Source organism: Latilactobacillus sp. VITA-14 (assembly GCF_046580785.1).
Lineage (GTDB): Bacteria > Bacillota > Bacilli > Lactobacillales > Lactobacillaceae > Latilactobacillus > Latilactobacillus curvatus.
In genome coordinates this window covers 71,356-86,498 of the sequence record NZ_JBJKTM010000002.1, presented here as the reverse complement: position 1 = coordinate 86,498, position 15,143 = coordinate 71,356, and the positions used below count along the sequence as shown (strand labels likewise).

General features: G+C 42.0%; 17 protein-coding genes. 12 read left to right on the top strand and 5 right to left on the bottom strand.

What is annotated here, in order from left to right; translation table 11 throughout:
• Positions 1 to 13: 13 nt before the first annotated feature.
• Together ACF1X7_RS01545 and ACF1X7_RS01540 are read right to left on the bottom strand one after the other, a co-directional pair.
• On the bottom strand, positions 14 to 337 hold the full coding sequence (locus tag ACF1X7_RS01545) for a YtxH domain-containing protein (protein WP_004270342.1): 324 nt from the start codon (positions 335 to 337) through the stop codon (positions 14 to 16).
• A gap of 2 nt (positions 338 to 339) precedes the next feature.
• Positions 340 to 768, bottom strand: coding sequence for an HIT family protein (locus ACF1X7_RS01540; protein ID WP_004270325.1), 429 nt, complete (start codon positions 766 to 768; stop codon positions 340 to 342).
• Positions 769 to 978: 210 nt separating this feature from the next.
• Here ACF1X7_RS01540 and ACF1X7_RS01535 point away from each other — a divergent pair, with 210 nt between their 5' ends.
• From ACF1X7_RS01535 to trmB, 4 genes are all read left to right on the top strand, one after another.
• The gene (locus ACF1X7_RS01535; protein WP_039098158.1) at positions 979 to 1,707 is read left to right on the top strand and encodes an ABC transporter ATP-binding protein; all 729 of its coding nucleotides are present in this window, start codon (positions 979 to 981) and stop codon (positions 1,705 to 1,707) included.
• 2 nt (positions 1,708 to 1,709) lie between these two features.
• Complete coding sequence (locus ACF1X7_RS01530; RefSeq protein WP_411162367.1) at positions 1,710 to 2,915, top strand: ABC transporter permease; 1,206 nt, start codon at positions 1,710 to 1,712, stop codon at positions 2,913 to 2,915.
• Positions 2,916 to 3,050: 135 nt separating this feature from the next.
• Entirely contained in the window at positions 3,051 to 3,845 is a 795-nt protein-coding gene (locus ACF1X7_RS01525; protein WP_411162366.1) for a phosphotransferase, read from the top strand.
• Positions 3,846 to 3,903: 58 nt separating this feature from the next.
• Entirely contained in the window at positions 3,904 to 4,545 is a 642-nt protein-coding gene (gene trmB, locus ACF1X7_RS01520) for a tRNA (guanosine(46)-N7)-methyltransferase TrmB (protein WP_004270329.1), read from the top strand.
• 552 nt (positions 4,546 to 5,097) lie between these two features.
• Here the strand turns inward: trmB and ACF1X7_RS01515 are convergent.
• Entirely contained in the window at positions 5,098 to 5,424 is a 327-nt protein-coding gene (locus ACF1X7_RS01515) for a hypothetical protein (protein WP_069468331.1), read from the bottom strand.
• Positions 5,425 to 5,546: 122 nt separating this feature from the next.
• Between ACF1X7_RS01515 and ACF1X7_RS01510 the strand changes: the two genes are divergently transcribed.
• The 8 genes from ACF1X7_RS01510 to ACF1X7_RS01475 all read left to right on the top strand — a co-directional run bounded on the left by ACF1X7_RS01510 (position 5,547) and on the right by ACF1X7_RS01475 (position 12,088).
• Complete coding sequence (locus ACF1X7_RS01510; protein ID WP_004270331.1) at positions 5,547 to 5,867, top strand: thioredoxin family protein; 321 nt, start codon at positions 5,547 to 5,549, stop codon at positions 5,865 to 5,867.
• 18 nt (positions 5,868 to 5,885) lie between these two features.
• Positions 5,886 to 6,515: a YtpR family tRNA-binding protein gene (gene ytpR, locus ACF1X7_RS01505; protein ID WP_411162365.1), complete on the top strand. Its 630-nt coding sequence runs from the start codon at positions 5,886 to 5,888 to the stop codon at positions 6,513 to 6,515.
• 145 nt (positions 6,516 to 6,660) lie between these two features.
• On the top strand, positions 6,661 to 8,565 hold the full coding sequence (gene asnB / locus ACF1X7_RS01500; RefSeq protein ID WP_069468330.1) for an asparagine synthase (glutamine-hydrolyzing): 1,905 nt from the start codon (positions 6,661 to 6,663) through the stop codon (positions 8,563 to 8,565).
• Between the two features lie 203 nt (positions 8,566 to 8,768).
• Positions 8,769 to 10,103, top strand: coding sequence for a UDP-N-acetylmuramate--L-alanine ligase (gene murC, locus ACF1X7_RS01495; protein ID WP_081303857.1), 1,335 nt, complete (start codon positions 8,769 to 8,771; stop codon positions 10,101 to 10,103).
• 97 nt (positions 10,104 to 10,200) lie between these two features.
• Entirely contained in the window at positions 10,201 to 10,899 is a 699-nt protein-coding gene (locus ACF1X7_RS01490) for a Bax inhibitor-1/YccA family protein (protein WP_004270349.1), read from the top strand.
• 141 nt (positions 10,900 to 11,040) lie between these two features.
• Positions 11,041 to 11,355: a PadR family transcriptional regulator gene (locus ACF1X7_RS01485; RefSeq protein ID WP_039098153.1), complete on the top strand. Its 315-nt coding sequence runs from the start codon at positions 11,041 to 11,043 to the stop codon at positions 11,353 to 11,355.
• Positions 11,348 to 11,941, top strand: coding sequence for a DUF1700 domain-containing protein (locus tag ACF1X7_RS01480; protein WP_064777010.1), 594 nt, complete (start codon positions 11,348 to 11,350; stop codon positions 11,939 to 11,941). The genes ACF1X7_RS01485 and ACF1X7_RS01480 overlap by 8 nt, the downstream gene beginning before the upstream one ends.
• Positions 11,942 to 12,088, top strand: a complete 147-nt coding sequence (locus ACF1X7_RS01475; RefSeq protein ID WP_004270339.1) for a hypothetical protein — start codon at positions 11,942 to 11,944, stop codon at positions 12,086 to 12,088. It abuts the gene before it with no gap.
• Between the two features lie 50 nt (positions 12,089 to 12,138).
• On the opposite strand, the gene ACF1X7_RS01470 is transcribed toward ACF1X7_RS01475, so the two are convergent.
• Both ACF1X7_RS01470 and ACF1X7_RS01465 read right to left on the bottom strand, forming a co-directional pair.
• Entirely contained in the window at positions 12,139 to 12,651 is a 513-nt protein-coding gene (locus ACF1X7_RS01470; protein WP_069468329.1) for an acyl-CoA thioesterase, read from the bottom strand.
• 17 nt (positions 12,652 to 12,668) lie between these two features.
• Entirely contained in the window at positions 12,669 to 15,080 is a 2,412-nt protein-coding gene (locus tag ACF1X7_RS01465; protein ID WP_069468328.1) for a Xaa-Pro dipeptidyl-peptidase, read from the bottom strand.
• Positions 15,081 to 15,143: the final 63 nt, after the last annotated feature.

The window sequence follows — 15,143 nt, the reverse complement described above, 5'->3', positions numbered from 1 at the left end:
ATTTTTGGTGAATTTATTTTTTTAAGTTTTGTGTCAAACGATCAACTGATTCTTCGATTTGAGCAATTCGTGGTGCTGCTTCAAATGAAAATGTTTGCAATGCATCACTGATACCACCAAGTGATGTGACTGCAGTTGTTTTGAGTTCATTTGATAAATTTTGCGAAGCTGTTTGCAATTGAACAGCACTTTGTTGAACATCAGTTGAACTTTCTGAGAGCTCGTTTAAATAGCGGGCAATCGCTTGTTGTCGTTTGGGGCCGGTTGTAGAAGCGGTGAGAAGGGCATAAGCCGTCCCTAATAAGCCACCAACTAGTAATCCTTTTGAAAATGACATGATTAGTCCTCCAATTGTGCGTGAATACCATCTGCGATCGCTTGTAGTTGGTCAGCAGTGTAATCAGCGCTATTATCACCGAATTGCATTGCAAATGAATCATCCGCTGTGTAACGTGGAATAAGATGAATATGAGAATGAAAAACGGATTGATAAGCCACCGCACCGTTATTATTGCAGATGTTCATTCCTTGGATGGCTGGATTGCTAGCTTTAATAGCCTTAGCAATCTTTGGAATGCGACTAAAAACGGTCGCAGCTAAATCAGCATCGTATTCAAAGATGTCCGCCACGTGTTTTTTGGGTACCAACAAGGTATGACCGGGTGTCACTTGTGTGATGTCCAAGAAGGCTTTGACATCGTCGTCTTCATAGACCACTGTGTTCGGAATTTCATTTCGAACGATTTTGCAAAAGATACAATCATCCATTAATTATGCCTACTTTCTCTTATTTGAAGTCTCAATACAGCTTAATGCTATCATAAACAAGGGCTTTTCGCTACTGCCATCAGCTTTGTAAGCGGATGGAAAAATATTGAGTGGGGCATACACTCGCAGTTTACTTCGTGTTAAGATATGATATGAAAAAGGATTCACTAAAAAAGTAGTTTTAAAAACCAAAAAACGAGGCTATTGATTATGAGTTTAGAGATTAACCAATTAACGGGGGGCTACGCGCACGTCCCCGTTTTAAAAGAGGTCAGCTTTACTGTGCCAAACAATCAAGTGGTTGGTTTAATCGGTTTAAATGGGGCCGGCAAATCAACAACTATTAAACACATCATTGGATTATTGACACCACAAAAAGGCACAATTACTTTAGACGGTGTGACGTTACAGTCGAATCCCGACCAATACCGCCAAAAAGTAGCCTATGTGCCAGAAACGCCTGTCTTATACCCTGAATTGACTTTAAAGGAGCATTTAGAATTAACAATGATGGCTTATGATTTAAACGTTGAAGAGACGTGGGTTAAAGCCAATGCATTGTTAAAACGATTCCGATTAGACAATAAGTTAGACTGGTTTCCGGTTCACTTTTCAAAAGGGATGCGGCAAAAAGTGATGATCGTCAATGCATTTATGACGAATGCTGACTTGTTTATCATCGATGAACCCTTTACTGGACTGGATCCATTGGCAATTCATGATTTATTAGAAATCATTGCTGAAAAAAAAGCACAAGGAGCTGCAATTCTAATGTCGACCCATATTCTCGCAACGGCGCAACAATATGCTGATTCATTTGTGCTTTTAAATCAGGGTCGCGTACGAACGACTGGCACGCTTGAAGAATTAAAGGTTGAATTTAACATGGCTGACGCCGATCTCGACGATATTTATCTGCAGATGACGAAAGAAGGTTAACCATGCAAGCATTATGGCAAAAACGCGTGCAAAAACATATTCAAGAACAAGTGAAGTATTTGCGCCTCGTTTTCAATGATCATTTCGTGATTGCGATTATCTTTTTATTAGGAGCGTTGGGCTACACATATGCTAACGCCGTCAAAGGACTGGATCCACGAGCTTGGTGGCTAAAACCTGTATTGAGTTTAGTATTACTTGCGGCAGTTAGTTTTGGCCGCTTAGCAACACTATTAAAAGAAGCGGATAGTGTCTTCTTATTGCCAAAAGAAAGTGGCCTTGTGACGTATTTGAAATCAGCACGTTTATATAGTAGCTGGTTACCATTAATTGCAATGGCTTTTGTGACGCTTCTAGTGGCGCCACTCTTGTTAATTACTAAGACGGTCCCGGCATGGCACATAGCCGTTGCCTTGATTACATTGGTAATCATCAAAGACCGCCGCTTTTCAATCCAGTTGCGTCAGTGGTACCAAGCGGATGAAACCCAGGCAACAAAAGGGCTTTCGCTAATCCTTGATTTGGCAATAATTGCCAGTCAATTATATCAGTGGCTAAATTTAGTCGGAGTGCTTGTAGCGCTTGGACTAGCCTATTATCAGCGACAACAATTGGTGCGTGTTCAAAAGACACAGTTATTCGATTGGTTAGTGGCAGTTGGTGCAGAAGATTCTCGAATGGGACGAATTTATCGCCTCTATAACCTCTTCACGGATGTGCCAGGGCTCAGTAGTCAGGTTAAGCGTCGTCGCTATTTAGATGGCTTATTAAAGCTAATTACGGCTAAACCAGCCAATACTTACCTCTATTTATATGCGCGTGGCTTTTTGCGGGGCACAGAATTCAGCGGGTTATATATCCGGTTAGTTGTTTTAGGGGGCATCATTCTGTGCTTCAGTCACATATGGTGGTTGAGTTTGGCACTCGGACTTCTATTGATTTATCTAGTTGGTTTTCAATTATTACCGTTTTACAATCAGTATGATCAAATTATTTTCACTCATCTATACCCAGTACCAACGACCAAACGAATTCAAGCGTTCAGCCAATTAATGCGGACTTTATTATTGCTTCAGGCGTTACTCTTTAGTGTCATTTTATTAGTGACACTAGGGATGACGATTCAAGTTGGTTTAAGTGTTTTAGCATTGTTCGTGCTCGTGATTGGCTTTGTTCAATTCTATTTGCCTAAACGGTTGGGGGCATAGTCCCTGTGACACGCATGCTTTCCTACTTGACGACTACTGGCTAATTATTATATGATACCTTTAGTTATTAGACAGTTGAAGCAACGTGAGCGCTGTATTTTGGCGCTGTATTTTATTGAAGAGGAGTCGAGGCTGATGAATTTTGACCTGGATACTGGCTGGCAAGTTCGTCCGGCCGGTGGTGATACGGGCGCTGCATTTTTAGGCGTTCGCGCGTCAGAAAAGATTTTCCTAAAGCGCAACACATCACCATTTTTAGCGGCGCTCTCGGTAGAAGGCATAACACCACGCTTAATCTGGACGAAGCGGATTTCGAGTGGGGATGTCTTAACCGCACAAGAGTGGCTCAATGGCCGAACCTTGAAACGTGATGAGATGAATAGCCCACAAGTCGCTAAGTTATTAGCACGGGTGCATCAATCCCAACTATTGAAACGAATGTTACAAAAAGTTGGCGGTCGTGTCTGGTCAGCAAACGAAATGTTGCAAGCCTATTTTTACGACTTACCGCAAGATTTACGGCAACACCCATTTTTAGAACAAACAGCTGATTATTTGAAGCAAACGTTACGTCAATTACAAGCACCTTCTGCAGAGGTGTGCCATGGCGATTTAAGCCATAAGAATTGGTTGTTATCGGATATTAATCGACTCTACTTAGTGGATTGGGACTCGGCAATGTTAGCCGACCCTGCAGTCGATTTCGGAATGATTTTATTTCAATATGTTCCACGTCAAGAATGGCACGAGTGGCTTGAGAACTACGGCCTAGAGGTGACGCCTGAATTAATGATGCGCGTCAACTGGTACGGCAGTTTGAACCTACTCCAAAGCATTAAGCACCATTATCAACGTGGTCGTTTTACTGAAATGAACCGTGACATATTGCGCTTAGAAGCAGTGATTTCTGAAATAATTAATAAAAATTAAATGCCAAAGGTTGGGCAAGTGTCCAACCTTTTTGATTGGCATCAACAAGGAGAACATAATGCGTTTAAGAAATAAACCTTGGGCGGCGGACTTAATTGCGGCCAACCCCAGCATGATTTTAGTGAGTCCGGAAGATATCGCCGGCAAGTGGCAAACACGTTTTGCCAAAGAACAACCCATTTACATCGAAGTGGGTTCAGGTAAGGGCCAATTTATCACTCAGATGGCACAAAAATATCCAGACCGGAACTTTATCGCAGTTGAAATCCAAGAATCAGCGATTGCCGTCATTTTACAAAAACAAGTTGAATTGAAATTGCCAAATCTCCAATTATTATTGGGTAACGGCGCAGCCTTAACAACTTTCTTTGCTGAAAACGAAGTGGCAGGGGTGTACTTAAACTTCTCTGATCCATGGCCTAAGACGCGTCATGAAAAGCGCCGATTGACATATAAGTCATTCTTAGCGGAATACCAACAAATCATGCAACCAACGGGCTACTTACGTTTCAAGACTGATAACCAAGGTCTATTCGAATACTCATTGATGAGCCTGAATGATTATGGGATGGTTTTTGACGACATCTCACTCGATTTACACAATAGTGAACTTGCAGAAGACAACATCCAAACGGAATACGAAGAAAAATTCAGCAAGCGCGGCCAAGTGATTTACAGATTAGAGGCACACTACAAGTAGAGTGTTTTCAAAGCTGGTCAGCACCCGAGCAATAGCCTAGTCTGGTGAATAACCAATGCAATTGGTTGTTTACCGGACGTAGCTATGCACAGGGTGCTAGCTTTGAAAGCACGTTTTAGATAAGAGTGCACTTGACGCTCGGTCAGATTTTGAGCACTAACATAGGCTGGCGAATGAGTGATATAATCGCTAATTTGACAGGTATAGTTAGGCGCAGAAATCTAGCGTTAATAGCACGTTTCAGCAAGAGTGTTTTTATCGCACGGGTTGGCTTTGAGGATTAGCCTAAGAAAGGGATTGATGGGGGTTCTTTACCATCGATTCCTTTCTGTAGCTAACCGGAAAAGACAGCGTGATAAAGCACGTTTCAACTCAAAAAGGTACGTTATCCAGATTTTATCTAGGATAGCGTACCTTTTTAATTATAATATTGGTTGAAACGTGCTCCGCGCGGTATGTTCCTGTGGTTAGCAACGTCAGTCAAGCGACCAATAAATTGGTTACTCGTCTGACTAAGCTAATCCTCAGAACATGCCCACCGCGCTTCGCACTCTAAATTTGTGAGAATTCAATCACGACGCCGGTTCTTACGTCTACCTTGAATCGAAATTGGTTTGTACCATCTTCACGCTCGCAGATGATGCCACCTTGATAGACTGGAAAGGTCCGTTTGTTTTGTGAGAATAAGTGGGGACTTTCTTCAATCCAAGAACCCACAATCTGACCTTCATGGTTTAAGCCGGCTTTAACATCTTCTAAAATTTGGTTTAATTTAATCATTCTTTGTTGCGCCCGATATTGCTTCGCACTGGCAGCCGCCGCCAGCGCAAAACCGATACCGGTTAATAAATATTTAAACGTGTGCCCATTTTTTTTCAAAGAAAAACTCCTCAGTCGTTTTTGTCTTTAAATAGTATAGCATAATTTTTGGCCCTAAGGAGTGGACATTTACGGACAAACCGCTTATATTAAAACGAGTAGTAAAATTGAAGGGGTGCATAATGAAAGAATTAGCAGCGATGACAGATACGAATCTGACTCATCTGATTACTGAAGGGAAACATGTTTTATTTTTTACAGCAACTTGGTGTAGTGATTGCCGGTTTATTAAACCAGCCATGCCAGAAATTGAAGCTGAATTCCCGGAATACGACTTTATTGAAATCGATCGGGACCAATTTATCGATATTTGTGAAGAATGGGAAATCTTTGGGATTCCTAGCTTTGTTGTGATTGATAACGGTAAAGAAATCGGCCGTTTTGTCAATAAAGATCGGAAAACAAAACGCGAAATTACTGGATTTATTCACTCATTGAACTAACCTTGAAGGAGTCATTAAATGTTAATTGCAAGTATGAACCAAGCGGCTTTTCCCAACATCTTAGTGGTAATGACCCAACCTGATGTTGAAAAGCAAGTGACAACTGAAAAACAATCAATCGTACGGATTAGTGATCAGGCAGATCAAACCATCGGCTATAATTTCTTAGCGGTGAATGAGTTATTGCCCGATTTACAATTCAACGGTGTTCAAACACTAACTGAACAGCAAGTTGCTGTTTTAAATGAAGCACTTGTAGCAGCTGGTTTCACCCGTGATTTAGTGGCTGATGAAACACCACACATTGTCGTTGGTTATGTCCAAGAATGTGATGTGCATCCTGATTCAGACCATATGCACGTTACTCAAACACAGATTGCACCTGATCAAACCGTTCAAATCGTTTGTGGCGCTGCTAATATCGCACAAGGACAAAAAGTGATTGTGGCGACGGTGGGCGCTGTCATGCCAGAAGGTAAAATTATCTGGCCTGGTCAACTCCGCGGTGTTCAAAGTGACGGCATGATCTGTGCAGCCCGTGAAATCGGGGTTGCTGGTGCTCCTGCTAAAGGGATTATGGCCTTGCCAGATGATTGGGAAGTCGGTCGTGAAGTGACAGCAGATGCAGTCGCAGCCTTACTAAAATAATCCATCTTACGATTTTGTTATGGGATTATTAAAATTAAAATAGTATGATAATAGATAGCAATTAATTGGTTAAAGACAAACCCTTTAATTGTTATTTCGTTTTGCAGTCAATTAAGCAGTAAAACACAAAAGAGGGGTTAAACATATGTGTGGGATTGTCGGATTTGCTGGTGGATTATTTGATTTACCAAAGAAAAAAGAAGTATTGAACCAACAAATGGACGTCATTAAACACCGTGGACCAAGTGGTGATGGTGATTTTATCGATGATAAAGTCGCATTAGGCTTTCGGCGTTTATCAATCATTGATTTAGCAAAGGGTGATCAACCCATTTATAATGAAGACCACACTAAGCTAGTCTTTTTCAATGGTGAAATTTATAATTATCGTGAAATGCGGACTGAATTGATCGCACTTGGTCACGACTTTAAAACAGATTCAGATACTGAAACCATTTTGCATGCTTACGAAGAATGGGGTAAAGAGGTTGTTACAAAATTGCGTGGGATGTTTGTCTTTGTCATCTATGACTTACAAACTAAGCAATTATTTGGTGCTCGTGATTTCTTCGGCATTAAGCCCCTTTATTACACGACTTTAGCAGATGGGACTTTCATGTTCAGTAGTGAAATTAAAACTTTCATGCGCCATCCAGAATTCAAACCAGAACTAAATAAGACAGCCTTAAAATCATTCATGATGAATCAATACAATGATTTACAAGAAACGTTCTTCAAGGGTGTTTTCAGATTCCCAGCAGGCCATTATTTCACTTATCAAGATGGCCAATTGGACATCGAAAAATATTGGGATATGTCATTTAATCCTTCAAACTTATCTTTCGAAGAAGAAGTGGCTAAGATTGATGCTGCAGTCGAAGAATCCGTTAAAGCCCATACTGTGGCTGACGTACCAGTTGGGGCTTTCTTATCAGAAGGGGTCGACAGTAGTTATGTCACAAGTATTTTGCAACCGCAAGAAGTCTTCAGTGTTGGGTTTGATGATCAAACCTATAATGAAGTCACAGCAGCCCGGGCGCTTGCCGATGAATTAGGCTTGAACTTCAATGAAAACAAAGTGAATGCCGATGATGCGTTTGCTGAATTCGACAAAATCCAATATTACTTGGACGAACCAGATGGGAACCCATCATGTGTGCCATTATGGTTCTTGTCACGCTTTGCCCGTGAAAAAGTAACGGTTGCCTTGTCTGGTGAAGGGGCCGACGAATTATTCGCTGGCTATGTCAACTACGGCATGCATTCCCACAATTCAACAATTAAGGCCTTCACTTCTGGCTTGAAGAAATTACCTAAGGGTGCGCGTGCCAGTTTAGCCAAAGCCGTTAAGAAGATGCCAGCCTTCCCAGGTCGCGTCCATTTATACACGAATTTGGCGAACCCGCGTGAATTCTATACGGGTCAATCTGTGATTTTTGATATCGAAAATCCAAGTATTTTTGGGGCAGATGAAGCCAATACTTTCTTGAAACCCGCTTATCAAAATGATGGAACGATTCAAGCAAACTATCAAGCTGATTTTGATAACGTTGCGGATGCTGATCCAGTCTCACAAATGCAATATATCGACTTACATCACTTCATGTTAAACGATATTTTGCAAAAGGCTGATAAGATTTCAATGGCGCACAGCTTAGAATTACGCGTGCCATTCCTGGATCCTAAGGTGGCTAAGGCCGCTGGTGAAGTCCCAACTAAATACTTAATCAATAGTCATGATACGAAATACGCTTATCGTCAAGCTTCTGCTAAACACTTACCAACAGCCTGGGCCAACCGACCTAAGTTAGGTTTCCCAGTGCCAATTAAGCAATGGTTAGAAGATGACAAGTATTATGAAAAAGTCAAAGCACTCTTTAGCGAAGATTTCGTTGCAGAATTCTTTGATCAAGATAAGTTATTGGCCTTGTTAGACGCCAATAAAGAACAACGCATTAACGGCCGTCGGAAGATCTGGACCATCTTTACCTTCTTAACATGGTATAAAGTCTACTTCCAAAATGTCGAAGATTATTTAGCATTAGGCTAGAGTGTGACCTATAGAATCCGTTTAAATGCAGCCACAAAATTAATTTTTGTGACTGCTTTTTTTGCGTTTTAGAGATCAATCAATTGATAACAGAGAAAAATAAACATTCATTATTTAGCTCAAACCCGCATTATGGTAAACTATAAGGGATTAGTTTAATCATATAGATAATTGTGATTTATTGAAAAGAGGACGTTTAAAAGATGATAACAAATGACACAGTTTACCATTTTGTTGGGATTAAAGGTTCAGGAATGAGTGCTCTTGCACTTGTTTTAAACGACCTAGGCTATCAAGTACAAGGCTCAGATATCGATCAATATACGTTTACACAACGCGATTTAGAACGAGCAGGAATCAAAATTCTGCCATTCTCAGAAACTAATTTACACGAAGGCTTAACGGTGATTGCCGGGAATGCTTTCCAAGATGACCAAATTGAAATTAAAACAGCCCTTGAAATGGGCTTGCCAGTCGTTCGTTATCACCAATTCTTAGGTGAATTATTGAAAGGCTATACAAGTATCGGCGTGGCCGGTGCGCATGGTAAAACAAGTACGAGTGGCTTATTAGCTCACGTTTTAAGTGGTGTGGCTAAGACGAGTTACTTAGTCGGTGACGGGACAGGTAAAGGGATTAAAGATGCACAATTCTTCGCATTTGAAGCCGATGAATATCGCCGTCATTTCCTAGCTTATTCACCAGATTATTTAATCATGACGAATATCGACTTTGATCACCCTGATTATTACACAGGCTTAGATGATGTGTTTGACGCGTTCCAATCAGAAGCTTACAAAGTTCAAAAAGGGATTTTTGCTTGGGGTGATGATCCTGAATTACGGAAAATCAAAGCCAATGTGCCCGTCTATTATTATGGGACACGCGAAGATGACGATTTCCAAGCCCGCAACATCCAACGGACGGTGCAAGGTTCAGAATTCGATGCTTACTATCATGGCGAAAACATCGGCCATTACCACGTCCCACTTTACGGTGAGCACAATGTCTTAAACAGTTTAGCCGTAATTGCTGTCAGTCATTTAGAAAAAATTGATGGCAAAGAAGTGGCACGTGAATTGGCAGACTTCAAGGGTGTTAAACGCCGCTTTACAGAAAAGAAAGTTGCTGACGTGACAATCATTGATGATTACGCGCACCATCCATCAGAAATTAAAGCCACATTAGATGCAGCACGGCAAAAATATCCAGACAAACAAATTGTAGCGGTTTTCCAACCCCATACGTTCACACGGACAATTGCGTTAATGGATGATTTTGCAGCAAGCTTAAACCTTGCGGATGAAGTCTTCTTAACGGATATCTTTAGTTCAGTGCGTGAAAAAGCAGGAAAGGTTTCAAGTGCTGACTTAGGTGCGAAAATCACTAAAGGTGGCCGCGTCTTGAAATTAGACAATATGTCACCGCTCTTAGACTTCGACCAACCAGTCGTTGTCTTCATGGGCGCTGGTGATGTGCAAAAATACGAATATGCTTACGAAGAATTATTGAGTAATTTAAGTCCTAAAGATAATTAAGATTTAGGCATTTTGATTGTCTTTCTGGATGGATTTGTTACAATATTCCTAATCGGGTGATTATGGGCCCGTTTAGAAATATAAGAGGTGAATATTCATGGAAGAAAGACGCGTTGTGAATGTCGACAGCGAAGCCCGCTTTTTCAGTAAAGTGTATGGTTTGATGGCTGTCGGTGTCGGAATTTCAGCACTGATTGCTGTTTTAATGGTGACTGTGTTTAAAGCACAAACTTACACAATCCTATCAAGTGGTAGCTCGTGGATGGTTTGGGGCTTGATGATTGCAGAATTAATTTTAGTCGTTCAGATTAGTCGGCGTTCAATGAAGAATCCAACGGCCTCGTTAGCCATGTTTGTGGCATATGCGGCGTTGAACGGATTGACGTTTACGGCCGTTTTACTGGTGTATAACATTGGTGAAATTGGGGCAGCTTTCGCATCAAGTGCTTTAGTGTTCATTGCCATGTCGATTTATGGTCGCATGACAAAGAATAACTTAAGCGGCTTTGGCAAGTTTGCAATGATGGGATTAATCGGTGTGATTATTGTCTCATTGGTTAACTTCTTCATGGCATCAGCTGCAATTAGCTACTTCTTGTCATATGCTATGTTAATTATTTTTATCATTTTAACAGCATGGGACAATCAAAAGTTAAGTATGATGTACCGTCAATACGGCGCAACTGGTGAAATTTCGGTTTCTGGTTTAGCTGTTATGGGCGCATTAACCTTGTACTTAGACTTTGTTAACTTATTCCTCACAATGCTCCAAATTTTTGGCGGCGGAAGAGATTAAGGGTTTGATAACAGTCGGGATATGACTATTATCAAACGTTTCAAAAGAACGGTTATCAGGTAAAACTGATGGGCGTTCTTTTTTTATGCTTGACACAATACTATGCATAATATAGTATTAACTTTCGAAAGGGTGATCGGTTTGAATCCACAATTAAAGAAAGGCCTCTTGGAATTTTGTGTGTTAGCAACGCTTAAGAAAGAGGATTCATATGGCTACCAAATTATCAAAGATACATCGAGTGTCGTTGAAATTTCGGACTCAACATTATACCCAATCTTGAAACGGCTCGAGGCGCAGGGTGAACTTGAAAGTTATCGGGTCGAACATAATGGACGCTTGCGTAAATATTTCCATTTAACATTGGCGGGACAAGCATCGATTGATAGTTTTTTGGCCGATTGGCCGGCAGTGATGGGCATTTATACTTACATAAGGGAGTGTAACAATGACTAAGAATCAATTTATTAAACAGCTTGCGGCAGAATTAACGCGGTATGGGATTAGTGATGCAGCCAACACGATTGATTATTACGATGAATTAATCGATGATCGACTGGAAGCGGGTGAAACGGAAGCGGAGATTATCGCGAGTTTAGCAACGCCAGCTCAGATTGTAGCGCAATTAGCTACACCAGATAAACAGGTTCGCCAAAAGAAGATGGCACCGATGTTGATTATTTTAATCAGTATCTTGTTAGTCTTAGGGTCACCGTTATGGAGCACGTTGTTATTGACCGCCATCATATTAGTGGCACTTGGTTATTTCTTGATTTGGTTAGGCCCGTTTCTGGGGGCAATCTTTGCTGCTGCCGGCATTCTGGGTGGGAGTGTCAGCTTAGTTTTATCGTTCTTTGTTGGCTTACAAGAAGGCTGGATAATTGCGGTGATGCAGCTTGGAATTAGTTTTGTGATGGTTGGTGTGGGGCTGATTTGTGCAGGGGCGACCTGGTACATGACGAAATACTTAATTCGTTTCTCGGTTGGAATCACACGCTGGCTAGTTGGGATGTTCCGTAGTCGATTAAAGGTGGTGGCGTAGATGTTGAAAAATTGGTTGAAGATTAGTTTATGTATGATTCTTGTGGGAATTATTTTAATGACCGTTAGTTTTGGGATGGCGGGTTTTAAAAGCCAACCATTCCAATATCGTGGCACACATGAATGGAGCCGGACGTTTAACTTTTAAGATAAATAAAAAGAGGTGCCGATGATGATAATCGACACCTCTTTTGTTCGTTATTGACCGTTCCATGGATAATCGGTACTGATATTTTGATTGAAATGTTTTTGACTTTGAAAATTTGCGAGACGGTGGGCTTTTCGTTCCTCATAACCGGCACAGATGAACTGTTCTTCCGGTGATTCGGGTTGAATGTTAGGAAGGGCCGGACCTTTTTCCATTGTGACAAAGGTTAAGAAGGCAGTTAGCCCGAGGAATCGTTCGCCGGTCTTGAGATGTTCACCGATAATCTTAGTAAAGATTTCAATGGAACGGGTGCCGACACCGGCAACGTAACTTTCGATGCACAAGGAATCTTGCATTTTGAATGGTTCAATGAAGTTCAGTTGGTCGATGCTGGCGGTGACGGTTTCGACGCGCGCTAAGCGGCTAGCTGAAATGGACGCCGAACCATCCAAGAGTTCAAGCAAGCGTCCGCCATAGACCGTTTCATGTTCGTTCAAATCATTGACGAAGACGCGATGGTTACTGATGGAGAGGGTTTGACGACAGGTGATGAGATTTGACATTATAAAAAGACTCCTTATTAATCATTTAGATGGGGGACAATCAGTTGGCTAGCTGCCAAGTCGACTTGGTAAACGAATGCTTGCTCTTCACGGATCGTCATTCCCATATCAGTCGCGTAGACTAACAGACCGAGTTGATGTCCCGCTGTTAAATCATAATGGGTGGGTTGTAGGTCGAGCGTGATATCATAGAACTCGTTTGGGGTGACCGCGTCGGTTTGATAACTATTGTGGCGATTTTGGAGATTGATGTGTCCTTTAGTGATGACTTGATAATTGCTTGGTCGATTGAGCTTAAATTCCTTTAAATCATCATAGCGCCACTGATAGCCGAGTTGTTGGCCTTTAGCAGCTAATACAGCAGGTGTGGTGCCTAAACGGTTGAATTGACCATAGTCAATAACCAGCACGCTCAATAGCCCACGTTCGGTATTGACAGCGACCCTTGTTCTAAACTGAATTCGACCATCAATAATGAGCGGTTCGGTAAGCGGGAAGCCTAAGAAACGCAACCGGTTGCCAGTGAAACTTGATTGATCTGCGATTAAGGCATCTTGCCAAGCGGTTGTACTGATTTTTTGGGCTCTAAAGGCCGCAACACCGTCATCTTTAAAAGTCGTCAGTGGGGCATTTTCGGTAGCATTAGTGCTTAATGTTTGTTCGTTTAGCCAGAAAGTTGTAGTTGGATTGTTAGGGGCTAGCCAATCCGCCTGGGTCGTCCAAGTGGCTTCTTGTGCGTTGTCTTGAATTGTAACAGCCGGTAATTTTGTGACAGCCTGATTCTCAATGCCGAGTAATTGATACGTGAACCATAAGTTCATCATATCGGTGAAATCGATCGACTGAATGTTATTCATATAGATATGTTCACCTTGGTGTAAGAAAAGCTTCTTATTAACCGGTTGATCGCGCAATAAATCCCACAAGGCGCCGGCATTTTGTAGTTTAACGTTCCAATCATTTAATCCGTGGACTAAGATGACGTCACAATTCAGGTTGGCGAGATTGTCACGATAGTTACGGGCTGCCCAGAAGGCGTTGTAATTGCCTGTGATGCGATCTTGACCTTCTTGTAGGGCTTTGAGTTGGTCGGCGAAGAAAGTGCCAGAGAGCGCGTGATCAGCGGCATCTTTTTGGCGGGTTTGGCACAACTTCGCTAAGACGTCGGCATCTTCACCCTGACAATCAATTGGGGCGACCACTAAGCCGTTTTCGCGGTAGTAATCGTACCAACTGGAAATGGCGGCTTCAGCTACAATGGTTTTCAGGCCTTCAACGCCAGTTGTTGCAGCAGCAGTGGCTAAAGTACCAAGGTAGGATTTACCAGTCATTGCAACTTGGTGATTACACCACCAAGCTTTAATTTCAATGCCATCGGTGCGGTTGGTGAAAGCTCGTCGATTGCCGGCTAACCACTCGATGATAGCCGTGGTTGAAGCTGTTTCTTCAGGTGAGCCACAAGTCCGGACGCCGTCGGAACCGCGTGTGCCAATGCCGCCAGCGTAAACGTTCGCAAATCCGCGCGCCAGAAAGTAATCATTTAAACTGTAATTGCTGTCATCTGTTGCGTTTAATTCAGTTGTCATACTTGTGCCATTAACGGCGCGAGGTTGAGGAAGCGGTGCAGTGGTTGGCGTTTGGGTTAAATCAGCTAAGTTTGGTTGTTGAACGGGTTTAGTCGCAATTGTAGTATCAACATTGTGCAAATCAGCATCGACGTCGTTAATCCCCTTATAGTAAGGACTGGCAGTGTAGAGTGCCGGAATTTTTAAGCCCGCTTCAGTTTCGCGTGGTCTGAAGATAGTCGTTTCTAATAAGTCGCGTTGGCCGTCTTGATCAGTATCTAGGCTCGATTCAACATAAACGACTTCTCGAATTAAATGGCTGGTATCGAAAACGGGTTGTACCTTACCATTGAAGATGAGAAATTGGGGCTGATCACTTTGCCAGTCTGCAAAAAAACCACGGTTAGCCAATTGATCCAGATAAAGTAACCCAGTTTGGCTACGCGTCGTTAATAGGAGATAAAGGGCTTCGATGAAAGTGGTCTGATCAAATGCCGCTTGATCGATAAATGGGAGTTTTGTGGCGGCCATAAAAGCAGTGGGTTGATCAAGTTCAAAATCGGTTGTCATTTCAAAACCCAAGAGTTGGAGGACGACATTATAGAAGACAACTTGATCGAATGAAGTATCAATGGTTTCAAGGTAGGCGGTTAGATTTAATTCGGTTGTGGCTTGTAATAAACTAAGTTGCCCGCTCTGGGTTGATTGACTATGTGCTTCTGGGAACAGCCGTTGAAAAATATCTTGGGCAAGGACTTGGAAGGGGAGCTGGGTGAAATCCTTTGGGAGTAAATGAATGCGCTGTAATTCCGTAATTTGTTCAGATTGAGATTTAGTTAAGCGTGCAAACTGATTTAATTGCATGTTTTTTCCTCATTTCTGCGAATTTTAATTGACAGTGACTACTTCAATTACTTATAATATAGC